Genomic DNA, 25,981 nt, shown 5'->3' on the forward strand with positions numbered 1-25,981 from the left:
CTTGGAAGTTTGCCGGCCTCATTGACCAAACGGCTTGCGGGGCGGCGCCGCATCGGTGCATTCGGGCGCATTCGGGCGCGTTGGGTGAGTTGGGGCGTGGGGCGCTACGGGTTTCGGCATGCCTGGCGAGCAAAAGCATCGCTGCATTGCAGCGCCAGCAGGTCAATCACGGTTGCGGATGTGCCCCTGCTCAACCGTGGCGGCTCCCGCCTTGACCAGCGCGGCGATGGCGGCATCCAGCAGTTGCGTCATCGACTGGCTGGCAAAGAAGTGCGCCTGCATGCGCGATATCAGGGAGGTCTGCCCGAACCACGCGGCCAGTGCCTGATGCGGGAGCGCCTGTTGCTCCAGCAGCTTGAACTTCACCAGCACGCGAATGGCGTGCAGGGCATTGCGCTGCGGATCGGCCCGCAGATACGCCAGCCGTCCGAGCGATGCATCAATGGCGGCATTGACTTCAGTGAAGGGCCTGCCGTGTCCGGGAATCACGACGCGCGCATCGAGCTGCGCGATGCGTTCGAGAATGGCCTGCTGTTCGGCAAAACCGCTCTCGCCTTCCAGTTCGGGAAAGATCACGCCAAAGCCGCGCTCCCACAGCGCATCGGCGGAAATCAGCACGCGCGTATCGGGGCTGTAGAGGATGACCGCGTTCGGGTCATGCCCCGGCGCGCTGATGACTTGCCAGTCGAAGCCGCCCAGGCGCGCGGTCATGCCGTTGGCCAGACCGGCGTCGGTATCGCTGCCGGGCAGCGTGAAACGCGCGCATTCCTGGCCGGTGGGGCCGTAGCTGAGGGCGTCGGTATCCCAGCGGCGCACATCGTCGATTTGTGCAGCAGGCACGCGTGTGCGGCAGCCGTAGAGCGCTTGCAGCGCCGCGTTGCCGCCGCAGTGATCGGAGTGCAGGTGCGTATTGAACAGACGGCGCAGCGGCTGGCCTTGGAGCGCATGCTGGACCAGCGCGACAGTCTGCGGTGCGTGCGTGAGATAGCCGGAGTCGACCAGCGCGCAACCGCCGTGCGCCTCATCGTCAAAGAAGAGGATGTTGTTGGACGACAGCCAGCCGCGCTCGAACACGCGCATCGAATTGGGTAGATGCGCGGGCAAGGTGCTGATGTCGTGTTCGGCCATGGCGATGAGGCGGTCAGGCGATGAGGTGGTCAGGCGCAGGGAGTGTCGTTGAGCCAGTTGCAGGCGCGCTCGGGCAGGGTCTTCCAGACTGCCAGGCGTGCGGCGTCACTCATGGTGGACCACGCTGCGATTTCGTCGATCGTGCGCATGCAACCGATGCAGAGGCCGCGCGCTTCGTTCATCTTGCACACGTTGATGCACGGCGAGGTGACCGGCTGTGCGCGCTCGGCCTGCGCGCGGCTGTTGCGCAGTTTGCCGAGCGATTGCTTCAGTTGCGCACGCGTGCAGGCGTCCATAAGCGTCCGATCAATTGCGCTGGGCGATATCGGCTACCGGGGCGCCGGTCATCGCTTCCAGTTCGGCGGGCGTGAGGTTGAACACCGCGTGCGGATGCCCCGCAGCGGCCCACACGCTGTCGTACTGGAACAGATCCTGGTCGAGCAGCATGACGGGCTTGACGGCATGGCCCACCGGACATACGCCGCCGATGGCGTAGCCGGTTTTCTCGCGCACGAACTTGGCGTCAGCCTTGGCGAGCGCGCCCACGTGTGCAGAAACCTTGGTTTCGTCAACACGGTTGGTGCCGCTGGCAATTACCAGCACCGGCACGTCGTCTTCGGCGCGCCGAAAGATGATCGACTTGGCGATCTCCGCCACCGAGCAGCCCAGACCGGCGGCGGCTTCGGCGGAGGTCTTGCCGGTGGCCGGCAGCATCACGATGGCTTTTTCGTAGCCGAGCGAGCGCAGGTGGTCGGCCACGCGCTGAGCGGATTCAGGCAGGGGGGCGTTCGTATCGGTCGCGGTCATCGTTGTTCTTCGTGATGGGTCAGATGCAGGCTTGGGCGATCTGGTCCTGCAGCTTGAGCAGCAGCGCACGGCCCGCGCGTGAGGCGGTCGGGCGGCCAATGGCCTGCGAGATGAAATCACCCGCCAGCACCACCTTGTCCAGATCGATGCCGGTGCGAATGCCCAGGCCGTGCAGCAGGTACAGCACGTCTTCAGTCGCAACGTTGCCGGTTGCGCCCTTGGCGTAAGGGCAGCCGCCCAGGCCCGCCACCGATGCATGGAAGATGTTGATGCCCACTTCCAGGCTGGCAAGGATGTTGGCCAGCGCCTGGCCGTACGTGTCGTGGAAGTGGCCGGAAAGGCGGTCTATCGGGAACGTTGCCGCAGCGGCTTCCATCACCGTCTTCACGCGCCCGGCGGTGCCCACGCCGATGGTGTCGGCAATGTCAATCTCATCGCATCCGAGGTCGGCCATGCGCTTAATTACATCCACCACCGATGCCACTGGCACCTCGCCCTGATACGGGCAGCCCAGCGAGCACGAGATCGACCCGCGCACACGGATGCCCGCATCCTTCGCCGCCTTGGCGACCGGCGCGAAGCGTTCAATCGATTCCGCAATCGAGCAGTTGATGTTCTTCTGCGCAAACGCCTCGCTGGCTGCACTGAAGATCACGACTTCATCTGCACCTGCCGCAGCGGCGCCCTCAAAACCCTTCATGTTGGGCGTGAGCACCGAATACAGCGTGCCTGGCCGGCGCTGGATGCGCGCCATCACCTCGGCGCCGTCGGCCATTGCCGGCACCCATTTGGGTGACACGAACGAGGCCGCTTCCACGTTCACAAATCCAGCATCGGACAGCCGGTTCACCAGCTCGACCTTGGTATCGGTGGAGACCGGCGCTTTCTCGTTTTGCAGCCCATCGCGCGGGCCGACTTCGACCATCTTCACGAAATGCGGATAGCTCATCTCAGTAACCTCGTTGCAGATCGACGATGCCGACGATGGGTTCGCCAGCTTCCAGCGCGCGGATCTTGCGCGCGATCTGGGCAATGCTCACCTCGCGCAGCGTCAGCGCCGAAATGTGCGGCGTGATGTGGATGCGCGGTTCGGTCCAGAAAGGGTGATCGGCGGGCAACGGCTCCTGGCGGAACACGTCGAGCGCCGCGCCGGCAATGTGGCCGCTGCGCACGGCGGCCAATAGATCCTCTTCCACCACATGTTTGCCACGTGCCACGTTGATCAGGAACGCGCCGGAGCCAAGCTGATTGAGCAGCGCGGCGTCAATCACGTTCTCGGTGTCGGCGGTGAGCGGCAGCACGTTCACCAGCACGCGCGTGCCGGACAGGAAATCCGGTAGCGCATCGGTACCTGCGCGGCAGTCGATACCATCAATGGCTTTGGCCGACCGGCTCCACCCGCGCACCGGAAAACCGAAGCCGGCCAGCGTCTTCGCGATGTGCGTGCCGAGCACGCCCAAGCCCAGCACGCCAACAACAAAATCATCGCGGTTGAACGGTTTGAGGAAGCGCCACATCCTGGCTTGCTGCTGGCGTTCGTATTCGTCGAGCCGACGGAAGAAGCGCAGCACGGCATGCGTGACGTACTCGCCCATCTGCGCGGCCATTCCGGCGTCGTCCAGGCGCACGATCGGCAGGCCATCGGGCAACGCATCGGGCGATTGCGCGCGCAGGCCCAGGATGGCATCCACGCCCGCGCCCAGGTTGAACACTGCGCGCAAGTCGCGGCGCCCGCGCAGCATGTCGGCGGGCGGTTGCCAGACCACGGCATAGTCCGCGTCCTGCGCGGCCCCTTGCTCCCACACCGACAACCGCGCCTCAGGCAGCGCCTGCGCAAAACCATCGAGCCAGGGTTGGGGTTTGCCGTCGGGCGTGTAGATCTGGATGTGCATCTGGGGCGACTTCGCGGTTCGTAGTTGACGTATACGTCAAGCAGTGTAGCAGGGGCTGCCAAATGGCGTGGCAGCCCGCTTTGGCCTCACTCCGCCGGCTTGAACGCCAGCAGTTGCACGCCCTCGGTCACCTGATCCCCCACGCCATACAGCACTGACTCGACCACGCCATCGGCCGGGGCGGTGAGCGTGTGCTCCATCTTCATGGCTTCCATGACGACCAGCGGCGCGCCCTTGGTGACGCTCTGCCCCGGCGTGGCGAGCACGGCGATGACCTTGCCCGGCATCGGCGCGGTCAGCTTGCCGCCTTCGTCGTCGGCTTCGCCAGCGTGGGCGAGCGGGTCGTAGCGCTCCAGCATCCAGTGCGCGCCGCCGGTGAAGACGTGAAAGGCGTCGCCATCGGCATGCACGTGGCCAGTCGCCTTGTGCGAGCCGAGCGAGACGGTAAAGGTCTCGCCGTGGCGCTGCGAGGTGAACGGGGCTTCGCTGCCGCTGGTCTTCAGGCGCGAGCCCTCGCGGCCGTAGACGAGGGTGGCGTCGATGGCTTGATCGCCCTGCGTGAAGCGCAGCGTGCGTTCGGCCGCGCCGTTCAGGCGCCACCCGCTGCCGCGCGCCCACGGCGAATGCGGGTCGCGCGTGTCCGTGCGCAGGCTGCGCGCCTCGCGGGCCAGCAGCGCGGCCACCGCCAGGGCGATGGCGTCTTGCGGGACCTCCGGCGCAGCGGGGAACAGCGTGTTGTGGTTGCGGGCGATCAGGCCCGTATCCAGATCCGCCGTGGCAAACGGCTTGGATGCCACGAGGCGGCGCAGGAATGCCACGTTGGACGACAGCCCCACCAAGTGGAAGCTGCCCAGCGCCTGCAGCATGCGCGCGAGGGCTTCTTCGCGGTCGCGGCCCCAGACGATCAGCTTGGCGATCATCGGGTCGTAGTAGGGGCTGATGGCATCGCCCTCGCGCACACCGGCGTCGATGCGCACGGCAGCGGGTTCGCCATTGGCCTGCGCGCCGACGGTGAACTCCACCGCCGCTGGCGTGCGCAGCACCTTCAGCGTGCCGATGGAGGGCAGGAAGTCGCGGTCCGGGTTCTCGGCGTAGATGCGCGCTTCCAACGCGTGGCCGTGGATGTGCAGTTCGTCCTGCGCACGCGGCAGCGGCTCGCCGGAGGCCACGCGCAATTGCCATTCGACAAGGTCTTCGCCCGTGATCATTTCAGTGACGGGGTGTTCGACCTGCAGGCGCGTGTTCATCTCCATGAAGTAGAACGTGCCGTCTTCATCGACGATGAACTCGACCGTGCCTGCACCGACGTAGCCGACAGCGCGGGCCGCAGCCACGGCGGCTTCGCCCATCGCACGGCGGCGGTCCAGCGTCATGCCGGGCGCGGGGGCTTCTTCCAGCACCTTCTGGTGACGGCGCTGCACGGAGCAATCGCGCTCGAACAGGTAGACGGCATCGCCAAAGCTGTCGGCGAAGACCTGAATTTCGATATGGCGCGGGCGCGTGAGGTACTTCTCGATCAGCACGCGGTCATCGCCAAAGCTGGACGAGGCTTCACGCTTGACGGAGGCCAGCGAGGCTTCAAATGCATCGCCCGACTCCACCACGCGCATGCCCTTGCCGCCGCCGCCAGCGCTGGCCTTGATGAGCACGGGGTAGCCGATGCGGTCGGCCTGCGTGCGCAAGAAGGCGGCGTCCTGGTTGTCGCCGTGGTAGCCGGGTACGAGCGGCACGCCGGCTTTTTCCATCAGCGCCTTGGCGGCGCTTTTGCTGCCCATGGCCTCGATGGCCGAGGCGGGCGGGCCAACGAAGATGATGCCGGCTTCTGCGCAGGCTTTTGCGAACGCTTCGTTCTCGGAGAGGAAACCGTAGCCTGGGTGGACGGCTTGGGCGCCTGTGGCGCGTGCGGCTTCGAGAATGCGCTCGGCACGGAGGTAGCTGTCGCGGGCGGCGGGCTCGCCGATGCGGATCGCTTCGTCACAGGCCGCGACGTGGCGGGCGTTGGCGTCGGCGTCGGAATATACGGCCACCGTGCGAATGCCCAGCTTGCGGCAGGTGGCAGCGACTCGGCAGGCGATTTCGCCTCGGTTGGCGATGAGGAGTTTGGTGATCATTTGGTGTGTGTCTCCAGGCAGTCCTTCGGCGATTTTTTGCACTTGTGGTGCATCCCTTGTTTCATCCCCTGCCGGGGCTGACTCACTTTCTTTGTCTTGCCAAAGAAAGTAAGCAAAGAAAGGCGCGCCCAAGATGGCGACACCTTCCTTGAATTTTCGTAACCGGGCGGAGATGGGGAAAACTCGCTGCGCTCAAACAGTTCCCCATCTTTCTTCCGCCCGCTTACAAAAATTCAAGGCGCCATCTAGGGCAGGAACGTCAACGGCCAAACCGTTGGTCTGCGTGCCCCGTCAGGCTCTTGTGTGTTGCGGTGTGTTGCTGTGTGTTGCTTCGCTTTACGTCTTGCTTGTACTTACTACTGCGGTGGTGCATCGATGGTGTGGCCGTACCTTGCCCTTGATGGCGCCTTGAATTTCTGTTGCAGGGAGGAAAAAGGAAGGGAAACTGTTTGAGCGCAGCGAGTTTTTCCCTTCCCCTCCCTGCGACAGAAATTCAAGGAGTCTTTCGCCATCTCGGGCGCGCCTTTCTTTGCTTACTTTCTTTGGCAAGACAAAGAAAGTGAGTCAGCCCCGGCAGGGGATGAAACAAGGGATGGACCGCCAACAAAAAACCATCCCCAAACCAACCGCTTCAGTCAGCAGGCGTAATGTCGATATGGCAATGCGAAGAATGCGAGTGCCCAGCATCAGCGCTTTGATGCATGTGATCCTGCACCTCAACCCGCATCCCCAATCGCGCCAGCAGCTTGCGGTCCGCATCCGCCTCTGGGTTCTCGGTGGTCAACAGCTTCTCGCCATAGAAGATCGAGTTCGCCCCCGCCATAAAGCACAGCGCCTGCAGCGCATCGTCCATCGCCTCACGGCCAGCGGAGAGCCGCACCATCGCGCGGGGCATCGTGATCCGCGCCACGGCAATCGTGCGCACAAAATCGAACGGGTCGAGTGCTTCATTGCCGGCCAGCGGCGTGCCTTCCACCTTCACCAGGTTGTTGATCGGCACCGAATCCGGATACGGTTCCATGTTCGCCAGCTCGGCGATCAGGCCCGCACGCTCATGCACCGATTCGCCCAGGCCAACGATGCCGCCGCAACACACATTGATGCCCGCATCACGCACGTGCTCGAGGGTGTCGAGCCGATCCTGGTACGTGCGCGTGGTGATGATCTCGCCGTAGAACTCGGGTGCGGTATCGAGGTTGTGGTTGTAGTAGTCCAGCCCCGCATCTTTCAGTTGCGTGGCCTGTTCCTGCTTGAGCATGCCCAGCGTGACGCACGTCTCCAGCCCCATCGCCTTGACGCCGCGCACCATGTCGGCCACGGCATCGAGCTGATGCGGCTTCGGGTTGCGCCAGGCCGCGCCCATGCAGAAGCGGCTGGCGCCGTTTTGCTTGGCACGCGCGGCGGCTTCAAGCACGGCGTCGATCGGCATCAGCTTCTCGGCTTCCACGCCGGTGTCATAGCGCGCCGATTGCGGGCAGTACGAGCAATCCTCCGGGCAGCCACCGGTCTTGATGGACAGCAGTGTGGAGAGCTGCACCGCGTTCGCATCAAAGTTGGCGCGATGCACCTGCTGCGCCTGGAACAGCAAGTCATTGAATGGCAGCGCGAACAGCGCTTCGATGGCTTCGCGGCTCCAGCGCGCGTCGGGCGATTGACCTGGCGTGACGGGCACCTTGGCGGCGTTCGGAACGAAGTTGAGCGGCGTGTGTTGCATGAGGACTTCCTTCAAGTGATTCGTGATGTCTGTAGTTATGTGGATCAGGCCGGCAGCAGCCAGTTTGGCTTGCGCTTGCCCAGGAAACTTTGCACGCCTTCGCGGCCTTCTTCCGAGGCGCGAATGGCGGCGATGCGTTCTGCGGTGTCGGCCAGCAGCGCGTCATTGACGGCGGCGCCGGACACTTCGCGCACGAGCCGCTTGCTCTCGCGTACGGCGTTCGGGCTGTTGGCGACGAGCGCGGCGGTGATGTCGCCCACCTTGGCGTCGAGCGCGTCCGGGCTCACCAATTCATGCACCAGGCCCAGGCGATGCGCTTCGGCAGCAGAGAAACGCTCGGCGGTGATGAAGTAGCGGCGCGACGCTTGCTCGCCCAATGCGCGGATCACGTACGGGCTGATGGTGGCCGGAATCAGCCCGAGCTTGGCTTCCGACAGGCAGAAGTTGGCCGTGTCGGCGGCGACAACGATGTCACATGCAGCGACCAGCCCGACGCCGCCCGCATACGTGTCGCCTTGCACGCGTGCGATCACGGGTTTGGGGCAGGTGTAGATGGCGCGCAGCATCTCGGCTAGGCGCAGGGCGTCGGCGCGGTTCTCGTCGTCGGAGTAGCCGGCCATCTTCTTCATCCAGTTCAGGTCGGCACCGGCGCAAAAGGCGGGGCCGTTGCCGGACAGAACGATGGCGCGCACGCCGGGCTCATCTGCCAGCGCGCGGAACGCGCCGGTCAGCTCAGCAATGACGGTTTCGTTAAAGGCGTTGCGCACGTCGGGCCGGTTGAGCGTGAGCGTGGCGACGGCGCCGCGCTGGCTGAAGGCGAGCGTTTCGAAGGCGTTCATTCGGTGTCCTTGTGGGTGTCGGCCTTGGGGCCGTCGGGGTCGTCGGGGCCGGCGGCTTCAGAGGCGGCGCCCGCTTGTACGGGGCTGACCGGGCTTGCGGGCAAACCGAGTTCGCGCAGGAAGGCATCCACCTTTGGCAGCCAGATGGCAAGCCCCGCGTGGTTGGCAAACATGCCGTGCGAGTCGCTCTTGAAGTTGCCGTAGTCCACCAGTTGCGCCTTGCCTCCCGCGCTCGTGTAGGCGGCAAACATCTTCTCGGGCATCGGCTTGGGCCAATAGCTGTCGTTGTCGCCATAGAACCAGAGCGACGGATAGCGCGACTGGCGGCCATACGCCTCGAAGGCGTGCACAAGGTTGCTTTCCCAGGCGACGCAGGTGTCGTTGCGCAGGCCGCCCGCGAAGTTGATCAGGCCCCGCACGCCGGGGTAGCCCACCGTGCCGAAGGCCATCGTGGTCAGGCCGCCATGTGATTGGCCCATGACGACGATGTGGTTGCGGTCCACATACGGCTGCGCGGTCAGGTAGTCGAGCGCGGCCACTACGTCTTCGGCCTGGATGAGGCCGTTCGATTCCACATTGCAGCCGCTGCCGATATAGGCGCCGCCCGACTTGGAGAAGCCCTGGCGCATCGGGATGGCCACCACGTAGCCACGCGCGACCAGTGCCGCCGCCTGCTCGCTGTAGCGGGCGCGCGGCTGGAAGGCTGCATTGCCGCGCGACTTGCCGTGGTTGAGCACGATCAGCGGGAAGGGGCCGTCACCGGTCGGCTTGTAGATGGTGGTCTCCAGCTTGATGGTGAAGATGCCCGCAGACTTGGGCACTTCCACCACCGTTTCGCTGACGCCCGGCGGACTCGTCGACGGGTTGGCCGGCTTATCCTGCGCATGCGCGGCCGTCAGCAGCAACAGCGGCAGCAGCGCGCAGCCAACGGCTGCCCAGGCGCTGCGCCACGTTTGCGCGGTGTTGCTGTTCACTGCAAATTCCTTATTCGATGGGTGGCCCGCTTACATGCGGAACACGCCGAAGTTCATGTCGCCAATCGGCGCGTTCAGGCTGGCCGACAGCCCCAGGCCCAGCACGCTGCGCGTGTCGGCCGGGTCGATCACGCCGTCGTCCCACAGGCGTGCGCTGGCGTAGTACGGGTGGCCCTGGCGTTCGTATTGGTCGCGGATCGGCGCCTTGAAGGCGGCTTCTTCATCCGCGCTCCACTGGCCGCCGCGGGCTTCGATGCCATCACGGCGCACGGTGGCGAGCACGCTTGCGGCCTGCTCGCCGCCCATCACCGAGATGCGCGCGTTCGGCCACATCCACAGGAAGCGCGGCGAATACGCCCGCCCGCACATGCCGTAGTTGCCCGCGCCAAACGAGCCGCCGATGATGACCGTGAACTTTGGCACCTGCGCCGTGGCCACCGCCGTCACCATCTTGGCGCCGTTCTTGGCGATGCCTTCGTTCTCGTATTTTCGGCCGACCATGAAGCCGGTGATGTTCTGCAGGAACACCAGCGGAATCTTGCGCTGGCAGCACAGCTCGATGAAGTGCGCGCCCTTGAGTGCGGCTTCCGAAAACAGAATGCCGTTGTTGGCGATGATGCCGACCGGGTAACCCCAGATGCGCGCAAAGCCGCAGACCAGCGTGGTGCCGTAGCGCGCCTTGAATTCGTCAAAGGCGGAATCATCGACGATGCGGGCAATGACTTCGCGCACGTCGAACGGCTTGCGTGTGTCGGTCGGGATCACGCCATAGAGTTCTTCGGCCGGGAAGCGCGGCTCGACCGGCGCGTGAATCTGCACCTGCTCGGGCTTGCGGCGGTTCAGGTGCGCGACGATGCTGCGCGCTTGCGCCAGCGCGTGCGCGTCGTTGTTGGCGAAGTAGTCCGCCACGCCAGACAGGCGCGTATGCACATCGGCGCCGCCCAGGTCTTCGGCGCTCACCACCTCACCGGTGGCGGCCTTCACCAGCGGCGGGCCGGCCAGGAAGATCGTGCCCTGTTCCTTGACGATGATCGATTCATCACTCATGGCCGGCACATACGCACCGCCGGCCGTGCACGAGCCCATCACCACCGCGATCTGCGGAATGCCCTTGGACGACAGGTTCGCCTGGTTGTAGAAAATGCGGCCGAAGTGATCACGGTCTGGAAAGACGTCGTCCTGGTTCGGCAGGTTGGCGCCGCCCGAGTCGACCAGGTAGACGCAGGGCAGGTGGTTCTGCTCGGCGATCTCCTGCGCTCGCAGGTGCTTTTTCACCGTCATCGGGTAATACGTACCGCCCTTGACGGTCGCGTCATTGCAGACGATCACGCATTCCTGCCCCGAGATGCGCCCAATGCCGGTGATGATGCCGGCGCCCGGTGCCGCGTCGTCGTACATGCCGGTCGCCGCCAGTTGCGAGAACTCCAGGAACGGGGTGCCGGGGTCGAGCAGTTGCTGCACGCGATCGCGCGGCAGCAGCTTGCCGCGCGCGAGGTGCTTGGCGCGGGCGTCGTCCCCGCCGCCCTGGGCGATGCGGGCGACCTTGTCGCGCAGGTCGGCAACGAGGGCGCGCATGGCATCGGCGTTGGCCTTGAAGTCTTCGGCACGGGGGTTCAGCTTGGTGTCTAGCGTCGGCATGGCAGCAGTGCAGGAAGGTCGGTGCGGTTCAGTCAGGGAAGGTGCCGTCGACGTAGTGCCAACGGCCTTCGGCGGATTCAGCGCCGCTGGCGTCCAGGCGGACGAAGCGGCTGGTTTCATGCAGGCGATGCGCGCGGCCGCCCACCTTGTAGCGCGCGACAAATTCCACCGTCGCATGCGTGGCGTCCTGTGGCACATGGCGTTTCACGTCCAGGCCGAGCCAGCGTGTGGTTGCGGCATCTGCCTCGCGGGTTTCCAGATCGGCGGGGCAGGTGGATGGGTGCCACGTGGCACGCAGATACGCCGTGTCGCCCAGCACATAGGCGCTGTAGCGCGAGCGCATGAGTTGCTCGGCCGTGGGCGGCATCGCGTCGCCCGCGTGGAACGGGCCGCAGCAGCGCGCGTAGGCGCCACCGCCGCACGGGCAAACTTCCGGGCTGGCGTCGGTCGGGCCGATGGGCTTGGCTTGGGCGGCTGACATCAGGCCAGCAGCTCCGGCAGTTCGCGCATGTCGGTAAAGGTGCGCGTGGCACCGGCGGCAATCAGCGGGCCCGGTGCATTGCGGCCGGCGTAGGCCAGCACCGTCATGCCGGCCGCGTGCCCGGCGGTCACGCCCGTGGGGCTGTCTTCAATTACCAGGCAACGCGACGGCGATACGCCCAGGCTGCTGGCCGCCAGCAGATACACATCGGGCGCGGGCTTGCTGCGCTCGACCTCGGTGGCCGAAAAGATGCGCACATCCGTCGGCTGGAAGTGCTCGATCAATCCAGTGCGGTTGAGTTGCAGTTCCACCTTTGTGCGATCGGCGCCGGAGGCTACGGCCATCGGCAGCCCCAGCCTGGAGAGCACGTCAATGGCGTGCGCGATATGCGGCACGGCTTCCACTTCGGCTTCGAGCAGCATGTTGCGGCGCGAGTGAAAGGTGGATAGCCAGTTCGGCGGCAGCGGCGCGCCGCGCATCTCGGCAATCGCATCCAGTTCTTCGCGGATGGCTTTGCCCAGAAAGCGCTTGATCGACTCTTCCTGGCTGATGCTGATGCCAAGCTCGGTCAGCATCTCCCAGATCAGGCGGTTGACGAGAGGTTCGCTGTCGACCAGCACGCCGTCGCAATCGAAGAGGATCGCGTCAAAGCGCGGGTGGTTCGAAACAGAGGAAGTCACTGCGGTCATGCTGTCGTTGTTGTTGGTTCGTCAGCGGCGGCTCGTACATCGGCCGCCGCCGTGGATGTGGGCTTGTGCGTCCTTAGATGCGTTCTTATATGCGTCCATCGCGCAGCAACGCTTCGATCTGGTCAAAACGATCGAAACCCCAGAACGCTTCGCCGTCGACGATCACGTATGGCGAGCCGAACACGCCGCGCGACATTGCCAAGTCGATCTCGGCCTTGAGCTGATCCTTGATCTGCTGGCTGCTCGCGCCGCTATTGAGCGCTGCGCCGTCGATGCCCATCGCGTCGGCAATCTTCATCACCTCGGTCGGCTCACCGATGTTGATGTCGTCGACAAACAGCGCGCGGTAGAGCGCACGCGCGAAGTCAATCGCGCGGTCGCCGCCGTGGTGGTCGTGCACCCACAGCGTGGCACGTGCGGCGTATTGCGTGGGCAGCGGGAAATGCGTCGGCTTGCGGTATTCGATGCCGTTAAAGCGCGCGGTGCGCTCGAAGTCACGCCATGCGTAGTCGCCCTTGAGCGGCACTTGCGGCAATGGGGAGCCGCCGGTGGTCTTGAACACGACCCCCAGCAAGATCGGGTGCCAGGCCGTTGCCCGGTTGTACTGCTTGGCGAGTTCTTCCACGCGCGTGCTGGCGAAGTAGCCGTACGGCGATGAGAAGTCGAAGTAGAAATCGATGGCCCCGTTCATGATGTGCTCCCCCCTTGTTGTGCTGCGGCTTGCCCAAAAATGCCTACAGAATGGTCATCCGAGTGCGCGGGCGATCAGGATCTTCTGAATGTCGCTGGTGCCTTCGTAGATCTGGCACACGCGCACGTCGCGGTAGATGCGCTCGACCGGAAAGTCGTTCACATAGCCGTAGCCGCCGAAGACCTGGATGGCGTCGGAGCACACGCGCTCGGCCATCTCGCTGGCGTTGAGCTTGGCCATGGCCGCCTCTTTCAGACACGGCAGCCCCGCGTCTTTCAGGCTGGCGGCGTGCCAGACCATCTGCCGCGCCACGTCCACGCGCGTGGCCATCTCCGCCAGGCGGAACTGCACGGCCTGGTGTGCAAACAACGGCTGGCCGAAACTCTCGCGCTCCTTGGCATAGGCCAGCGCGGCTTCAAAGGCTGCACGTGCCATGCCCACGCTTTGCGCGGCAATGCCGATGCGCCCGCCTTCCAGCCCCGACAACGCCATCTTGTAGCCCGCGCCTTCGTCGCCCAGCAGGCAATCGGCGGGGATGCGGCAGTCTTCAAACACGATCTGCGCCGTGTCGGACGAATGCTGGCCGAGCTTGTCCTCCAGCCGCGCGACGATGTAGCCCGGCGTGTTGGTCGGCACCAGGAATGCGCTGATGCCGCGCTTGCCCGCGGCCTTGTCCGTCACGGCCATGACGATCGCCACGTCAGCATGTTTGCCGCTGGTGATGAACTGCTTCACGCCGTTGAGCACCCAGTGGCCGCCATCTCGCGTGGCTGTTGTGCGCAGTGCCGATGCATCGGAGCCGACATGCGGCTCGGTCAAGCAGAACGCACCCAGCATCTCGCCGCGCGCCAGCGGCACGAGCCACTGCTGCTTTTGCGCGTCGTTCGCAAACGCCATCAGCATGCTGCACACCGGGCAGTTGTTCACGCTGATCACGGTGGAGGTGCCGCCGTCGCCCGCGGCAATTTCTTCCAGGATCAGCGCGAGCGAGAGGTAATCCAACCCGGCGCCGCCGAGTGCTTCCGGCACGGCCACGCCATACGCGCCCAACTCGCCGAGCTGGCGGTGCACGTCTTTCGGGAACGTGGCATCGCGGTCCCACGCGGCGGCGTGCGGCACGATCGCCTCGCGCACAAAGGTGCGGATGGCGTCGCGGATCATCTCTTGTTCGGGGGTCAGCAACATTGTTCCGGCCTCTCCATGCACTGACTTACCATTCGATTCGGCTGCCGTCGTAGTTGCGGAACCCGCCGTTGTCGGCGCGCGTGGCGCTGGCAATCACGCGGCGAATGCCGGCCACGCTTTCCTGCGGCGTGATGGCCGCGTCGGCGCCGCCCATGTCGGTCTGCACCCAGCCGGGGTGGAAGGTCAGGCACGTGGCGTTTTTGGCATCGATCGACACCCCGCGCAGCACGGCATTCACCGCCGCTTTGCTGGCGCGATACAGCCACCCGCCGTTGCCGCCCATCTCGCCAATGCTGCCCATGCGGCTGGAGATGACGGCCAGCACGCCGCCGGGCTCGTCGGCGCCCCCGGCACCATGATGGCCGGCTTCTACCATCGGCAGTACGGCGGGCAGCACGCCCATCGGTGCCCACACGTTGGTGTGCATCACGGCATCAAAGTCGGCCTGGCTGACGGGCGTGGCGCCCTGCGTGCGCGGGCCGTAGATGCCCGCCACGTAGATCGCCACGTCCAGCGCCTCGCCATCGAGCTTCCAGGCGAGGCCGGCGACGGCGTTGGTGTCGGTCAGGTCCAGCACGTGCGTTTCGGCGCCCAGTGCCTGCAACGCCTGGGCGGCCTCTTGCGAGCGCGCGGTGGCGATCACGCGCCAGCCATCGGCACGGTATTGCTTGACAGTTTCCAGGCCGATGCCGCGCGACGCACCCAGAATGAGTGCGGTGCGCGTGCGGCGCGATGTTGTGTTCGCTATCGTCATCGTCGTACAGGCCTTTCCGTTCAGTAGAGTTCGATGCCGACAGCCGTGGCCTCGCCGCCGCCGATGCACAGGCTTGCCACGCCGCGCTTGCCACCGCGGTGCTGCAGCGCGCCCAGCAGCGTCGCGATCACGCGCGCGCCCGATGCACCGATCGGATGGCCCAGCGCACACGCGCCGCCGTTCACGTTCACCTTCTCGTGCGGAATGTGCAGGTCGTGCATGGCCGCCATCGGCACCACGGCAAAGGCCTCGTTGATCTCGAACAGATCGACGTTGTTGCTGTTCCAGTCGAGCTTCTTGAACAGCTTTTCGATGGCCGTGACCGGCGCGGTGGTGAACCAGCCTGGCGCCTGCGCGTGCGTGGTGTGGCCCAGCATCACCGCCAGCGGCGTGATGCCGAGTTGCTTCGCGGTGGACTCGCGCATCATCACCAGCGCCGCCGCGCCGTCGTTGATCGACGAAGACGATGCGGCCGTCACCGTGCCGTCTTTCTTGAACGCGGGCTTGAGCGACGGGATCTTGTCCACCTTGATGCGGCGCGGGCCTTCATCGGTGTCGATGATGGTGTCGCCAGTTTTGCCCGACACGGTGACGGGGGTGATCTCCCAACGGAATGCGCCGGATTCGGTGGCTTCCTGCGCGCGGCGCACGGAGGTCATCGCGAAGTGGTCTTGTGCTTCGCGCGTGAAGTTGTACTTCTCGGCGCAGTCCTCGCCGAAGGTGCCCATGGCGCGGCCCTTGTCATACGCGTCTTCCAGGCCGTCGAGCATCATGTGGTCGTAGATCATGCCGTGGCCGATGCGGTAACCACCGCGGCCTTTCGGGATCAGGTATGGCGCGTTGGTCATGCTTTCCATGCCACCGGCCACCACCACATCCACTGAACCCGCGAGCAGCGCGTCGTATGCATTCATCGCTGCGCGCATGCCCGAACCGCACATCTTGTTGACCGTGGTGCAGCCGACCGACAGCGGCAGGCCGGCGCCCAACGCTGCCTGGCGCGCCGGGGCTTGGCCCTGGCCCGCGGGCAGCACGCAGCCCATGATGACTTCTTCGATCTGCTCGGGTTTCAGGCCGGCACGCTCGACTGCCGCGCGGATCGCAGCGGCGCCGAGTTGCGGAGCCGTGAGGCTGGCGAGTTCGCCCTGGAAGGCGCCCATGGGGGTGCGGGCGGCTGAGGCGATGACAATGCGGTCGGACATGGTGATCTCCTGGTGTGCTGTCGACATGTTCTGCACTTGTGGTGCAGCGCTTGCGTGTCTCTTGCTTTGGGTGGGCCTTGCTGGCCCATCTCCCTCTTGCCCCCGGCAGGGGGTGAAACAAGGGATGGACTAAAAGCACAAAGCCAAAGCCCTTCCCTAGGCAACAAAATCAAAACCCAACCGGCGTAGGCGCACTCCCTTCCTTGCCATAGTTCAACCAGGCATCAGCAAGCTGAGCATGCAATTCCTCATTGGAATTCACCGCCATGCCCAGGTTGCGCAGCATCCCGTCCTTCACGCCGTAAATCCATCCATGAATCGTCAGTGGCTGCCCACGATCCCAGGCGTCCTGCACGATCGTCGTCAGGCACACGTTGTTCACCTGGTGGATCACGTTCAGCTCACACAGCCGGTCATGCTGATCCTGCTCGCGGATCACCGTGCCGAGATACGTTTCGTGCTGCTCGGCCACGTCACGCACGTGACGAATCCAGTTGTCCGCCAGACCGAAGCGCTGCTTGGTCAACGCAGCCTTCACGCCCGAACAGCCATAGTGGCCAACCACCGTGATGTGCCGGATCTTTAGCACTTCCACCGCAAACTGCAGCACCGACAGGCAGTTCAGATCCGAGTGCACCACCACGTTGGCGATGTTGCGGTGGACGAACACTTCGCCCGGTGGCAACCCGATGATCTGGTTGGCCGGCACGCGCGAGTCCGAGCAGCCGATCCACAGGTACTCGGGGTTCTGCTGGTTGGCAAGGTTGGAGAAGAAAGCCGGGTCTTCCGCGTTGACGCGCTCGACCCACTTGCGGTTGTTTTCAAACAGTTCTTTGATGCGATGTGGCATGGTTTTCTGTCGTGTTGAGCTGGTTAAGCGGCGGCGCGCTGCAGCGTCGTGCTGTCTTGCGCTGCGTTGTCAGGCGCCGTGGTGCCGTAGCGATTGACGAAGCGCTCGGCTGCGTCATACGCATAAAAATCGTGCATCTGCCCCGAGAGCAGACGCTCCTTGTATCCCTGCCACATGGAGGCTTCGAAGAAGTCCGCATGGTGCTTGAGGAAAGCCTCGCGCACGCGCGGGTCACCCAGCAGGAACGTGCGGTACGTTTCAGGAAAAATGTCGTGCGGGCCGACGCTGTACCAGACCTCGCCCGACATTTCCTCCTCTTCCGTGCGCGGCTGCGGCACGGTGCGGACGTTGCAATCGGTGAGGTATTCGATCTCGTCGTAGTCGTAGAAGACCACGCGGCCGTGGCGCGTCACGCCAAAGTTCTTGTAGAGCATGTCGCCGGGGAAGATGTTCGCGGCGATGAGTTCCTTGATGGCGTTGCCGTATTCGATGATGCCGTGCTCGACCTGCGCGTCGGTGCCTTCGTGCAGCCAGATGTTCAGCGGCGTCATGCGGCGCTCGATGTAGACGTGGCGGATGACGATCTCTTCGCTGCCGTCTTCGGCGCGCTGGTACTCCACCATCGAAGGCGCGTGCTTCTCCAGCTCCTTGATGAGCTCTTCATCGAAGCGCGAGAGCGGGAACGCGACGTCGGAGTACTCCAGCGTATCGGCCATGCGGCCCACGCGGTCGTGGCGCTTCACGAGCTGGTACTTGCTCTTGATCAGCTCGCGCGTGGTTTCCTTCGGCGGCGGGAAGTAGTCCTTGATGACCTTGAAGACGTACGGGTACGAGGGCAGCGTGAACACCAGCATCACCAGGCCCTTGATGCCGGGCGCGATGATGAACTTGTCTGACGAATGCTGCTGGTGATGCAGAAAGTCGCGGTAGAACAGGTTCTTGCCCTGCTTCTGCAGACCGAGCGAGGTGTAGATCTCGGCGCGCGGCTTGCGTGGCATCAGGTCACGCAGAAAGGTCACGTAGGCGGACGGAATTTCCATGTCCACCATGAAGTACGAATGCGTGAACGAGAACAGGATCAGCAACTGCTCCTGCCGCAGCAGCACCGTGTCGAGCGTGAGCTGGCCCACGGCATTGCGCAGAATCGGCACGGCCAGCGGGAACGTCTTGTCGCCGTTGATCACGCGCCCGATGATGTACGCCGCCTTGTTGCGGAAGAACAGCGACGACAGCACGTGGATCTGGAAATTCGGCGCGATGCGGAAATCGCCGAAGTGCTCACCCACCGCGCGCACGATGTAGCCGATATCGCGCTCCAGGTCTTCAAACGGCGCGTTGAGCTGGAAGTTGTGGACGATGCGCTCGAAGCAACTGCCCAGGCCCTCGCGCGAGCCGGGATAGTAAGCGCGGTACGTCGGTTTGGTGGGCGACTCTTCGTTCTCGATGTATTCCGTCGAGATGGCCGGGCGCACGAAGATGAAATCGTTGTTGAAGTACGAGCGGTGCAGGATGCGCGTGCACACCGAGTTGAAGAAGGTCTCGGCGCACTCCGGCTGGTGATGATTGGTCAGCAGCCCGATGAAGTGAAGCTTGATCTGGCGCCAGATCTCGTCATTGATGTTCTCGGCGTCGTATTCGTCTTCCAGGATGACCGACGCTTCACGCACGCGTTCGTCGTAGTAGGCGATGCGGTCGCGCTGCAGTTGCTGCAGGCCCGCCCAGTCTCCGGTCTCGAATGCGGCCTTGGCCTGCACGCTCACCTCGCGGAACAAGCGGTAGTGCTTGTCAAAGCCGTCTAGCATCGTGCGGGCGACGTCAAAGGCGATCTGCGAAGAGAGGAGCTTGGGAAAATGGGACATGGCGTGTGCGCGGGGGAGGGCGGAAAAGCGACAAAACCAGCAAACCACGGAGACCTAGATTGTATGGCCTCCGCAGCCGTGTTCGCGTCCTGAAACCGTTGCGCCTCCTTATCCGTTTGGCCGATGGCTCCATGCCATCGGCGCCCTGACGCCCGCCTTACATCGTTTCTGCGTACAGCTCCCGCCCGATCAGCATGCGGCGGATTTCCGACGTGCCGGCGCCAATTTCATACAGCTTGGCGTCGCGCCACAGACGGCCGACCGGGAATTCGTTGATGTAGCCGTTGCCCCCCAGAATCTGGATGGCTTCGCCAGCCATCCACGTAGCCTTCTCGGCGGTATAGAGAATCACGCCGGCGCAGTCCTTGCGCACTTGGCGCACGTGGTCGCGGCCCAGCGAATCGAGGTTCTTGCCGACCGTGTAGAGGTACGCGCGGCACGCCTGCAGCGTGGTGTACATGTCGGCCATCTTGCCCTGGATGAGCTGGAACTCACCAATGCTCTGGCCGAACTGCTTGCGGTCGTGGATGTACGGCGTGACCACGTCCATGCACGCCTGCATGATGCCGATCGGGCCGCCGGAGAGCACGGCGCGCTCGTAGTCCAGCCCGCTCATCAGCACCTTGGTGCCGCCGTTTTCCTGGCCGAGGATGTTCTCCACCGGCACTTCCACGTTGTCGAACACCAACTCCCCCGTGTGCGAGCCGCGCATGCCGAGCTTGTCCAGCTTTTGCGCCACAGAGAAGCCCTTCATGCCTTTTTCGACGAGGAAGGCGGTCATGCCGCGCGCGCCCAGCTCGGGCTCGGTCTTGGCGTAGACGACCAGCACGTCGCAGTCGGGGCCGTTGGTGATCCACATCTTGGTGCCGTTGAGCACGTAGCGGTCGCCCTTGAGTTCGGCGCGCAGCTTCATGCTGACGACGTCCGACCCGGCATTCGGCTCGCTCATCGCCAGCGCGCCCACCCATTCGCCCGACACCAGCTTGGGCAAGTACTTGGCCTTCTGGGCTGCGGTGCCGTTGCGGTGGATCTGGTTCACGCACAGGTTCGAGTGCGCGCCATACGACAGGCCGACCGATGCCGAGGCGCGGCTGATCTCTTCCATGGCGATCATGTGCGCCAGGTAGCCCATGTTGGCGCCGCCATATTCCTCGGCCACCGTGATGCCGAGCACGCCCAGATCACCCATCTTGCGCCAGGCGTCCATCGGGAACTGGTCGGTGCGGTCGATCTCGCCTGCGCGCGGTGCCAGCTCGCCCTGCGCCCAGTCGCGCACGGCCGAACGCAGCATCTCGATGTCTTCGCCCAAGTCGAATTTCAGGCCGGGCAGGTCAATCATGGTGGGTCTCCTTGGGCGCGTGCAGAGAAAAAATCCGGCCGCGCGTGTCTCTGGGTCAGTGGTGGCGTTGTGAGGTGTGCATCGCTTGTGCCGGGCACACCGGTGCCGGGAGGGTGCTACGAGGTGTTGCGTATTGTATTGACGTTTACGTAAACGTCAATAATCGACCATTACGTAGATTTGCGGAATCAGGCGGTCTTGCGTCGCGTGGGGCGCTGTTTGGCGGTGCCTGCCTGAGCGTCTTCCAGCAGGCGACGGCACTGGCGCTCGTGCTGGTCGATTTCGGCCAGTTGAGCGTTCAGGTCGTCCAGTTGCTGGGTGAGCACGGCGCGGTGCTGCGCCAGGGACGCCAGAAAGCGCTCCAGCTGCGGCACCGTATCGCGCGGCGACTCGTACAGATCGAGGATTTCCTTGATCTCGCCCAGCGACAGCCCGAGCCGCTTGCCGCGCAAGGTCAACTTCAAGCGCGTGCGCTCGCCGGCGGAATACACGCGGCGGCGTCCGCCCGGCCCCTGGCGATCCGGCGCCAGCAGGCCCTGGTCTTCGTAGAAGCGGATGGCGCGCGGCGTGATGTCGAATTCGCGTGCAAGATCGGTAATGGTGTAGCTGGCGTCGGCTTGGTCGCCGGCGTCGCCCGATTCGAGATCGGTAGCAAGCGCAGCGGTGGCAGACAGGGTGGAGGCAGGCATACGGCGGAAAATCCAGTGATGGCGGAAGCACGCCGGGCAGCGCCATTAAGTTTTCGCTTAAGATGGAAGACCGGCGGCGAATTGACGTTTACGTTAGCGTCAATGGCGCCAAACCGCAATCGCAGAGACCGCCCGATGACTGCTATCAAGGCGGCGACCGAGACCACACCCTCATGAACGCGCTCGAACACCAACTCGACTATCCCTTTGGCGACACGCTTCCCGAAGGCGGCACGCGGTTTGAAGTCGCCCCCGGCATCTATTGGCTGCGCATGCCGCTGCCGTTTGCACTCGATCACATCAACCTCTGGCTGCTGCGCGATCACCAGGACGGGCAAGACGGCTGGACGATCATCGATTGCGGCATCAACCACGAAGCCATTCGCGGCTACTGGGAAACCATCTTCGCGAATCACCTCGATGGTCTGCCGGTGCTGCGCGTGCTGGTCACGCATTGCCACCCGGATCACGTTGGCTTGTCGAACTGGCTGTGCGAGGGTGGCGATCAAAAACGCTGGAACGTGCGCCTGTGGATGAGCCTGGGCGACTACGCCTTCGCACGCATGCTGGTGGGCGGCACCGGTGCGTCGAATGCCGGCGGTGAATTTGCCGCGCGCCATTTCGAGCGCCATGGTCTGACGGATCCGGCCTCCATCGAAGGCATCCGCAATCGCAAGGACTACTACAGCACGCTCGTGCCGGGCGTGCCCAGCCAGTATCGCCGCGTGATGGACGGCAACGTCATCACCATCGGTCAGCACAACTGGCGCGTCATCACCGGCTTTGGCCACGCACCCGAGCACGTCGCCCTCTACAGTGAAGACGCCAACGTGCTCATTTCCGGCGACATGGTCTTGCCGCGCATCTCCACCAACGCGAGCGTGTTCGACCTGGAGCCCGAGGCGGATTCGCTCACGCTGTATCTCGATTCGCTGGGCAAGTACGAGCCGCTGCCCGCAGACGTGCTGATCTTGCCGTCGCACGGGCGGCCGTTCCGCGGGCTGCATACGCGCATTCAGCAACTGCGTGACCACCATGCGGATCGGCTGGCTGAAACGCTGGCCGCGTGCAAGGCCGCACCGCAATCCGCACGCGACATCGTCAACGTCATCTTCAAGCGCCAGTTTGATGTGCATCAGATGACGTTTGCGATGGGCGAGGCGCTGGCGCACCTGCATGCGCTGTGGCATCGCGGCGAACTGGTGCGCGAGACCAGCGCCGATGACATCGTCCGTTTTCACGCGGCCGCATAAACTGAACAACCCACGTTACCCACTCCGGACCCCCGACATGGCTGACCAGCACGACGTTCTCGACGACAGCGCCGCCATTCTGCCGTTTCCGGCGCAGACACCTCCGGCGCCCTACTACGCGGTGATTTTCTCGTCCACGCGCACCGATGGAGACAACGGCTACGGTGCGATGGCCGATCGCATGGTGGAACTGGCGCGCGATATGCCGGGCTTCCTCGGTATCGAATCCGTGCGTGATGAGCTGGCCGGCGACCAGGGGCGACCAGGCATCACCGTGTCGTACTGGTCGTCGCTGGAGGCCATTCGCGAATGGAAGAACCAGAGCGAGCACCTGGCCGCGCAGAAGATGGGGCGTGAGCAGTGGTATGCGTCGTACCACCTGCGCATTGCCAAGGTGGAGTACGACTATGGGTTTGCCGGCTAACCCGGGCATTGCCATGTCGCATGCTTGTTTGGCGAATGGCGGCTCCGGAGCATCACGCTATTAAGCAAAACGCAGTGCCACGCCGCGACATTCCAGCGGCGTATACGGAAAAAGGCCGCCTCTTGTGAAGGCGGCCTTTTCATTGGTGCAGGCCGCAGGTGGCCCACCGGGGTTAGTGGTACGACACCGTAAAGGTGGCCGAACCATCCAGCGGCACGCTGTTGATCATCTGTTTACAACTCCAAGCCCTAAAAACAAAAATGCCGTTCAGGTCTTAACTGAACGGCATTACACCCGGAGGTGCCCTTTCTGCTGAAGCGCGTTCGCCTTACTTGGCGGGAGCCGCCTTCTTGTTGGTGCCCAGCATGCGGTTGATCGACCATTGCTGCGCGATCGACAGGCAGTTGTTCACGACCCAGTACAGCACGAGGCCGGCCGGGAAGAAGAAGAACATCACCGAGAACGCGATTGGCATGAACATCATCACCTTGGCCTGCACCGGGTCCGGCGGGGTCGGGTTCAGCTTGGTCTGCACGAACATCGACACGGCCATCAGCACCGGCAGAATGTAGAACGGGTCAGGCGTGGACAGATCGTGCACCCAGCCGATCCACGGCGCGCCGCGCATTTCGACCGACGACAGCAGCGCCCAGTACAGCGCCATGAACACCGGGATCTGGATCACGATCGGCAGACAGCCGCCGAGGGGATTGACCTTCTCGGTGCGGTACAGCGTCATCATCTCCTGGTTCATCTTCTGCGGATCGCCCTTGTGGCGTTCGCGGATGGCCGTCATGCGCGGCTGCAGGTCCTTCATCTTGGCCATCGAACGGTAGCTCGTGGCCGACAGCGGGAAGAACACCAGCTTGATCAGCACCGTAAGCGCCACGATCGACCAGCCCCAGTTGCCCAGCAGCGCATGGATCTTTTCGAGCAACCAGAACAGCGGCTTGGCGACGATGGTCAGCCAGCCATAGTCCTTGACCAGATCCAGGCCCGGGGTGATGGCCTCAAGCATGCGCGCTTGCTGCGGGCCGGCGAACAGGCGTGCCGTGGTCGACACACTGGCGCCTGGCGCGACCGTGCCCAGCGGCTCTTGGATGCCGATGCGATAGAAGTTGGTGTCCACGCGGTTGACGTAGTACTCGCGGCGGGCGTTGTCGGCCGGAATCCAGGCCGACGCGAAGTAATGCTGCACCATCGCTACCCAGCCGCTGTCGGTCGCGGCCGGAACGTGCGCCTTGCCCTTGTCGATATCGGCGAAGGTGATCTTGTGGAACTTGTCACCGTCGGTGTACACGGCCGGGCCGGTGAAGGTGCTGTAGAAGCGCGATTGCTCAATCGCACCGCCGTCGCGGGCCAGTTCCATGTACAGCGTCGGGTTGATCGGCGCGGTGCCGTCGTTGGTCACGTCAAAGCGCGTGTCGATCACGTAGCTGCCGCGCTTGAAGACGTACGTCTTGGCCAGCTTGGCGCCGCCCTTGTCAGCCGTCAGCGTGATGGAGACGTCGTTGCCCGTGCCCAGATCACGCGGGCCGCTTGATGCCGTGAACGCCGTCGTGTGGTTGGGGAAATCGCCGCCGATGATGCCCGAGCGCGCCAGGTAGGTGCGCTCAACGCTGCGGTCGAACAGCACCATCGGGTTGCCGTCGTGGTCCTTCTGGTTGAGCAGTTCGAGCTTGGTGACGCTGGCGCCGTTGGTGTCGATGGTGGCGCGCAGCAGGTCGGTCGAGATGACGATCTTTTCCGAAGCCGGTGCCTGCGAAGCGGCGCCTGTGGCCGGGGCGGCTTGCGCCCCAGCAACTGCCGGCGTGGAGGCGCTGCTGCTCGGCACATCGCCTGCGGGTGTGCTGCCCGGTGCGGCGGCCGTGGTCGTGGCCGTTTGCGGCGTCGGGAAGAACATCGACTGGTGGCCATTCGCGCGTTGCCAGTTGTCGAACAGCAGGACAACCGCCAGCGAGAAGATCACCCAGAGAATGGTGCGTTTGATATCCATGTCGGATTACGGTCTGGGAAGGTGAATCGACGGCCGCGCAGGCTGGGAGTCAGCTGCGGTCGCGTCGGTCGATGCGGGATCGGTGGAGCGGGGCACAGCGTCGCCAGCGGCGGGCGGCACAGGATCATACCCGCCTTGTGCGAACGGATGGCAGCGGCATAGACGTTTTGCCGCAAGATAACTGCCGTAACCCGGCCCGTGCGTGAGTACGGCGTCGCGCGCGTAGTCGGAACAGGTCGGAAGGAAACGGCATTGCGCGCCCACAAACGGGCTGAACGCCACTTTGTAGATGCGCAACAGAAACAGCAGCACGCGCGTCATGGCGTGCTCCCAGCGGCGGACTGGGAAGGAGCGGCGGCAGGCGGTGCCGGCAGCGGGCGCGTGGCAATCTCAAAGAGATGAACCAGCTCCTCGCGGCAGATGCGCTTGAAGGCGGCCACAGTGGGCACGTCCTGGCGCGGAAACTTGGCTTGCAGGCGGATCAGCACGTCGCGCCCGCCCAACAAGGGTTGCCGCAGGCGGAACAACTCGCGGCACTGACGCTTGATGAGATTGCGCTCGACGGCGCGCTTGGCAAATTTCTTGCCGATCACCACGCCCAAGCGGGCTTGCGGATGCCCGTTGGCCCGCACATACAGCACGAAGTGACGACTACGCCGGACCGGCCGCAAAGCAAAAACGGATGAAAACTCATCCGTTTTTGTCAGCCTTGCGGCCTTGGGGTAGGCGTGCAAGCCCATCGCCAGTGTGCCGCGACAGCCATAGGCAACGGCCATGAGCCGCCACCCTCGGCGCGGCCGTCTTTAGATGGCCAGGCGCTTACGGCCCTTGGCGCGGCGTGCGTTCAGCACGGCACGGCCACCACGGGTCTTCATGCGGACACGGAAACCGTGGGTGCGCTTGCGACGGGTAACGGAAGGTTGATAAGTACGCTTCATGATGCACTCTCTTGTTAATGGGTGGTGCGGACATCGCCGCACGCGCCGGGCCTAGGGCTGCCCCCGCGGCCTGGTGTCGATTCAGTCAGAGAAATCGCCCACGCAGACCGCCGTGCGCTGTGTTGTTCAGGTCTAGGGTGTCACCGGAACATCGGGCACCGAGAGCATCGGGCCTAAGCCGGATCAGTCGCGACGAAGTGTTCCTCGCCCCGCATCTGACACGAACAAGCGTGCGCTCCCCTGCTGCGCATCGCAGAACCCGACATTTAAGCGGCATTTTCCGCATCTGTCAAGCATGACTGACTGGGGATAACGTAAGTCCGGCGCCGATAATCCACCCCGTGATGAGTTGTCCCCAGTGCCTTGTGCGGCTTGGTGTGCTCTGCGCAAAACCTTGCGGGAATTGGGTTTGCGGCCAATGGGAAAAATCGGTTGTCCACCGGTACTCACAGCAGCTCCACAGGTTATCCACAGACTTATCCTTTGTGGATAACTTTCGGCCGGGGGTACAATCCCGTTCCAATAACG

Annotated in this window: 26 protein-coding genes; 2 read left to right on the top strand and 24 right to left on the bottom strand. The window is 64.2% G+C overall.

From position 1 onward, the window contains the following. Window positions 1–162: 162 nt before the first annotated feature. The 20 genes from PSUB009319_RS18715 to PSUB009319_RS18815 all read right to left on the bottom strand — a co-directional run bounded on the left by PSUB009319_RS18715 (window position 163) and on the right by PSUB009319_RS18815 (window position 20,842). On the bottom strand, window positions 163–1,128 hold the full coding sequence (locus tag PSUB009319_RS18715; protein ID WP_124383697.1) for an MBL fold metallo-hydrolase: 966 nt from the start codon (window positions 1,126–1,128) through the stop codon (window positions 163–165). A gap of 29 nt (window positions 1,129–1,157) precedes the next feature. Then, window positions 1,158–1,424 (bottom strand): DUF1289 domain-containing protein, encoded by a 267-nt coding sequence (locus PSUB009319_RS18720; RefSeq protein ID WP_124383698.1) that lies wholly within the window; start codon window positions 1,422–1,424, stop codon window positions 1,158–1,160. A 10-nt stretch (window positions 1,425–1,434) separates the two neighbouring features. Beyond that, on the bottom strand, window positions 1,435–1,935 hold the full coding sequence (locus tag PSUB009319_RS18725) for a YbaK/EbsC family protein (RefSeq protein ID WP_124383699.1): 501 nt from the start codon (window positions 1,933–1,935) through the stop codon (window positions 1,435–1,437). 19 nt (window positions 1,936–1,954) lie between these two features. Further along, window positions 1,955–2,884 carry a hydroxymethylglutaryl-CoA lyase gene (locus PSUB009319_RS18730; RefSeq protein WP_124383700.1) on the bottom strand — a complete coding sequence of 310 codons (930 nt, stop codon included), beginning with the start codon at window positions 2,882–2,884 and terminating at the stop codon, window positions 1,955–1,957. A gap of 1 nt (window position 2,885) precedes the next feature. Beyond that, window positions 2,886–3,827: a glyoxylate/hydroxypyruvate reductase A gene (locus tag PSUB009319_RS18735; protein ID WP_124383701.1), complete on the bottom strand. Its 942-nt coding sequence runs from the start codon at window positions 3,825–3,827 to the stop codon at window positions 2,886–2,888. A gap of 86 nt (window positions 3,828–3,913) precedes the next feature. Further along, window positions 3,914–5,938 (bottom strand): acetyl/propionyl/methylcrotonyl-CoA carboxylase subunit alpha, encoded by a 2,025-nt coding sequence (locus PSUB009319_RS18740; protein WP_124383702.1) that lies wholly within the window; start codon window positions 5,936–5,938, stop codon window positions 3,914–3,916. Between the two features lie 631 nt (window positions 5,939–6,569). Next, the gene (gene bioB, locus PSUB009319_RS18750) at window positions 6,570–7,652 is read right to left on the bottom strand and encodes a biotin synthase BioB (RefSeq protein WP_124383703.1); all 1,083 of its coding nucleotides are present in this window, start codon (window positions 7,650–7,652) and stop codon (window positions 6,570–6,572) included. Window positions 7,653–7,696: 44 nt separating this feature from the next. Next, window positions 7,697–8,491 carry an enoyl-CoA hydratase/isomerase family protein gene (locus PSUB009319_RS18755; RefSeq protein ID WP_124383704.1) on the bottom strand — a complete coding sequence of 265 codons (795 nt, stop codon included), beginning with the start codon at window positions 8,489–8,491 and terminating at the stop codon, window positions 7,697–7,699. After that, window positions 8,488–9,465, bottom strand: coding sequence for a dienelactone hydrolase family protein (locus tag PSUB009319_RS18760; RefSeq protein WP_124383705.1), 978 nt, complete (start codon window positions 9,463–9,465; stop codon window positions 8,488–8,490). Before PSUB009319_RS18760 ends, PSUB009319_RS18755 begins: the two co-directional genes overlap by 4 nt. Before the next feature lie 30 nt (window positions 9,466–9,495). Beyond that, window positions 9,496–11,103 (bottom strand): carboxyl transferase domain-containing protein, encoded by a 1,608-nt coding sequence (locus tag PSUB009319_RS18765; RefSeq protein ID WP_124383706.1) that lies wholly within the window; start codon window positions 11,101–11,103, stop codon window positions 9,496–9,498. Window positions 11,104–11,131: 28 nt separating this feature from the next. Further along, window positions 11,132–11,584 carry a YchJ family protein gene (locus tag PSUB009319_RS18770; protein ID WP_124383707.1) on the bottom strand — a complete coding sequence of 151 codons (453 nt, stop codon included), beginning with the start codon at window positions 11,582–11,584 and terminating at the stop codon, window positions 11,132–11,134. Then, on the bottom strand, window positions 11,584–12,273 hold the full coding sequence (locus PSUB009319_RS18775) for an HAD family phosphatase (protein ID WP_124383708.1): 690 nt from the start codon (window positions 12,271–12,273) through the stop codon (window positions 11,584–11,586). Before PSUB009319_RS18775 ends, PSUB009319_RS18770 begins: the two co-directional genes overlap by 1 nt. Window positions 12,274–12,358: 85 nt before the next feature. Next, window positions 12,359–12,964, bottom strand: coding sequence for a 2-hydroxychromene-2-carboxylate isomerase (locus PSUB009319_RS18780; RefSeq protein WP_124383709.1), 606 nt, complete (start codon window positions 12,962–12,964; stop codon window positions 12,359–12,361). A 54-nt stretch (window positions 12,965–13,018) separates the two neighbouring features. Continuing rightward, window positions 13,019–14,149, bottom strand: coding sequence for an acyl-CoA dehydrogenase family protein (locus tag PSUB009319_RS18785; protein WP_124383710.1), 1,131 nt, complete (start codon window positions 14,147–14,149; stop codon window positions 13,019–13,021). A gap of 25 nt (window positions 14,150–14,174) precedes the next feature. After that, the gene (locus PSUB009319_RS18790; RefSeq protein ID WP_124383711.1) at window positions 14,175–14,903 is read right to left on the bottom strand and encodes an SDR family oxidoreductase; all 729 of its coding nucleotides are present in this window, start codon (window positions 14,901–14,903) and stop codon (window positions 14,175–14,177) included. 20 nt (window positions 14,904–14,923) lie between these two features. Continuing rightward, the gene (locus PSUB009319_RS18795; protein WP_124383712.1) at window positions 14,924–16,105 is read right to left on the bottom strand and encodes an acetyl-CoA C-acetyltransferase; all 1,182 of its coding nucleotides are present in this window, start codon (window positions 16,103–16,105) and stop codon (window positions 14,924–14,926) included. 169 nt (window positions 16,106–16,274) lie between these two features. Continuing rightward, window positions 16,275–16,955, bottom strand: a complete 681-nt coding sequence (gene can, locus PSUB009319_RS18800; RefSeq protein WP_124383713.1) for a carbonate dehydratase — start codon at window positions 16,953–16,955, stop codon at window positions 16,275–16,277. 23 nt (window positions 16,956–16,978) lie between these two features. Beyond that, entirely contained in the window at window positions 16,979–18,814 is a 1,836-nt protein-coding gene (gene aceK / locus PSUB009319_RS18805) for a bifunctional isocitrate dehydrogenase kinase/phosphatase (RefSeq protein ID WP_124383714.1), read from the bottom strand. Between the two features lie 157 nt (window positions 18,815–18,971). Next, window positions 18,972–20,153, bottom strand: coding sequence for an isovaleryl-CoA dehydrogenase (locus tag PSUB009319_RS18810; RefSeq protein WP_124383715.1), 1,182 nt, complete (start codon window positions 20,151–20,153; stop codon window positions 18,972–18,974). 188 nt (window positions 20,154–20,341) lie between these two features. Next, entirely contained in the window at window positions 20,342–20,842 is a 501-nt protein-coding gene (locus PSUB009319_RS18815; protein ID WP_124383716.1) for a MerR family DNA-binding transcriptional regulator, read from the bottom strand. A 173-nt stretch (window positions 20,843–21,015) separates the two neighbouring features. Between PSUB009319_RS18815 and PSUB009319_RS18820 the strand changes: the two genes are divergently transcribed. Further along, window positions 21,016–22,095: an MBL fold metallo-hydrolase gene (locus PSUB009319_RS18820; RefSeq protein ID WP_124383717.1), complete on the top strand. Its 1,080-nt coding sequence runs from the start codon at window positions 21,016–21,018 to the stop codon at window positions 22,093–22,095. A 37-nt stretch (window positions 22,096–22,132) separates the two neighbouring features. Then, window positions 22,133–22,519 (top strand): antibiotic biosynthesis monooxygenase, encoded by a 387-nt coding sequence (locus tag PSUB009319_RS18825; RefSeq protein ID WP_124383718.1) that lies wholly within the window; start codon window positions 22,133–22,135, stop codon window positions 22,517–22,519. A gap of 328 nt (window positions 22,520–22,847) precedes the next feature. On the opposite strand, the gene yidC is transcribed toward PSUB009319_RS18825, so the two are convergent. The 4 genes from yidC to rpmH all read right to left on the bottom strand — a co-directional run bounded on the left by yidC (window position 22,848) and on the right by rpmH (window position 25,453). Continuing rightward, complete coding sequence (gene yidC / locus PSUB009319_RS18830; RefSeq protein ID WP_124383719.1) at window positions 22,848–24,515, bottom strand: membrane protein insertase YidC; 1,668 nt, start codon at window positions 24,513–24,515, stop codon at window positions 22,848–22,850. Between the two features lie 6 nt (window positions 24,516–24,521). Next, window positions 24,522–24,836: a membrane protein insertion efficiency factor YidD gene (gene yidD, locus PSUB009319_RS18835; protein ID WP_124383720.1), complete on the bottom strand. Its 315-nt coding sequence runs from the start codon at window positions 24,834–24,836 to the stop codon at window positions 24,522–24,524. Continuing rightward, complete coding sequence (gene rnpA / locus PSUB009319_RS18840; RefSeq protein ID WP_124383730.1) at window positions 24,833–25,255, bottom strand: ribonuclease P protein component; 423 nt, start codon at window positions 25,253–25,255, stop codon at window positions 24,833–24,835. The genes yidD and rnpA overlap by 4 nt, the downstream gene beginning before the upstream one ends. Window positions 25,256–25,318: 63 nt before the next feature. Then, window positions 25,319–25,453, bottom strand: coding sequence for a 50S ribosomal protein L34 (gene rpmH, locus PSUB009319_RS18845; RefSeq protein ID WP_003262958.1), 135 nt, complete (start codon window positions 25,451–25,453; stop codon window positions 25,319–25,321). Window positions 25,454–25,981: the final 528 nt, after the last annotated feature.

This window comes from Ralstonia sp. SET104 (genome assembly GCF_003851545.1).
Taxonomy (GTDB): domain Bacteria; phylum Pseudomonadota; class Gammaproteobacteria; order Burkholderiales; family Burkholderiaceae; genus Ralstonia.

Excerpts from the sequence above, each read along its gene's own strand:
- PSUB009319_RS18735 (WP_124383701.1), bottom strand. The coding sequence starts at position 3,827 with ATGCACATCCAGATCTACACGCCCGACGGCAAACCCCAACCCTGGCTC.
- PSUB009319_RS18825 (WP_124383718.1), top strand. The coding sequence starts at position 22,133 with ATGGCTGACCAGCACGACGTTCTCGACGACAGCGCCGCCATTCTGCCG.
- PSUB009319_RS18780 (WP_124383709.1), bottom strand. The coding sequence starts at position 12,964 with ATGAACGGGGCCATCGATTTCTACTTCGACTTCTCATCGCCGTACGGC.
- PSUB009319_RS18810 (WP_124383715.1), bottom strand. The coding sequence starts at position 20,153 with ATGATTGACCTGCCCGGCCTGAAATTCGACTTGGGCGAAGACATCGAG.
- PSUB009319_RS18730 (WP_124383700.1), bottom strand. The coding sequence starts at position 2,884 with ATGAGCTATCCGCATTTCGTGAAGATGGTCGAAGTCGGCCCGCGCGAT.
- PSUB009319_RS18785 (WP_124383710.1), bottom strand. The coding sequence starts at position 14,149 with ATGTTGCTGACCCCCGAACAAGAGATGATCCGCGACGCCATCCGCACC.
- yidC (WP_124383719.1), bottom strand. The coding sequence starts at position 24,515 with ATGGATATCAAACGCACCATTCTCTGGGTGATCTTCTCGCTGGCGGTT.
- PSUB009319_RS18715 (WP_124383697.1), bottom strand. The coding sequence starts at position 1,128 with ATGGCCGAACACGACATCAGCACCTTGCCCGCGCATCTACCCAATTCG.
- bioB (WP_124383703.1), bottom strand. The coding sequence starts at position 7,652 with ATGCAACACACGCCGCTCAACTTCGTTCCGAACGCCGCCAAGGTGCCC.
- rpmH (WP_003262958.1), bottom strand. The coding sequence starts at position 25,453 with ATGAAGCGTACTTATCAACCTTCCGTTACCCGTCGCAAGCGCACCCAC.
- rnpA (WP_124383730.1), bottom strand. The coding sequence starts at position 25,255 with ATGGGCTTGCACGCCTACCCCAAGGCCGCAAGGCTGACAAAAACGGAT.
- can (WP_124383713.1), bottom strand. The coding sequence starts at position 16,955 with ATGCCACATCGCATCAAAGAACTGTTTGAAAACAACCGCAAGTGGGTC.
- aceK (WP_124383714.1), bottom strand. The coding sequence starts at position 18,814 with ATGTCCCATTTTCCCAAGCTCCTCTCTTCGCAGATCGCCTTTGACGTC.
- PSUB009319_RS18790 (WP_124383711.1), bottom strand. The coding sequence starts at position 14,903 with ATGACGATAGCGAACACAACATCGCGCCGCACGCGCACCGCACTCATT.
- PSUB009319_RS18770 (WP_124383707.1), bottom strand. The coding sequence starts at position 11,584 with ATGTCAGCCGCCCAAGCCAAGCCCATCGGCCCGACCGACGCCAGCCCG.
- PSUB009319_RS18820 (WP_124383717.1), top strand. The coding sequence starts at position 21,016 with ATGAACGCGCTCGAACACCAACTCGACTATCCCTTTGGCGACACGCTT.
- PSUB009319_RS18720 (WP_124383698.1), bottom strand. The coding sequence starts at position 1,424 with ATGGACGCCTGCACGCGTGCGCAACTGAAGCAATCGCTCGGCAAACTG.
- PSUB009319_RS18795 (WP_124383712.1), bottom strand. The coding sequence starts at position 16,105 with ATGTCCGACCGCATTGTCATCGCCTCAGCCGCCCGCACCCCCATGGGC.
- yidD (WP_124383720.1), bottom strand. The coding sequence starts at position 24,836 with ATGACGCGCGTGCTGCTGTTTCTGTTGCGCATCTACAAAGTGGCGTTC.
- PSUB009319_RS18740 (WP_124383702.1), bottom strand. The coding sequence starts at position 5,938 with ATGATCACCAAACTCCTCATCGCCAACCGAGGCGAAATCGCCTGCCGA.
- PSUB009319_RS18765 (WP_124383706.1), bottom strand. The coding sequence starts at position 11,103 with ATGCCGACGCTAGACACCAAGCTGAACCCCCGTGCCGAAGACTTCAAG.
- PSUB009319_RS18815 (WP_124383716.1), bottom strand. The coding sequence starts at position 20,842 with ATGCCTGCCTCCACCCTGTCTGCCACCGCTGCGCTTGCTACCGATCTC.
- PSUB009319_RS18755 (WP_124383704.1), bottom strand. The coding sequence starts at position 8,491 with ATGAACGCCTTCGAAACGCTCGCCTTCAGCCAGCGCGGCGCCGTCGCC.
- PSUB009319_RS18725 (WP_124383699.1), bottom strand. The coding sequence starts at position 1,935 with ATGACCGCGACCGATACGAACGCCCCCCTGCCTGAATCCGCTCAGCGC.
- PSUB009319_RS18775 (WP_124383708.1), bottom strand. The coding sequence starts at position 12,273 with ATGACCGCAGTGACTTCCTCTGTTTCGAACCACCCGCGCTTTGACGCG.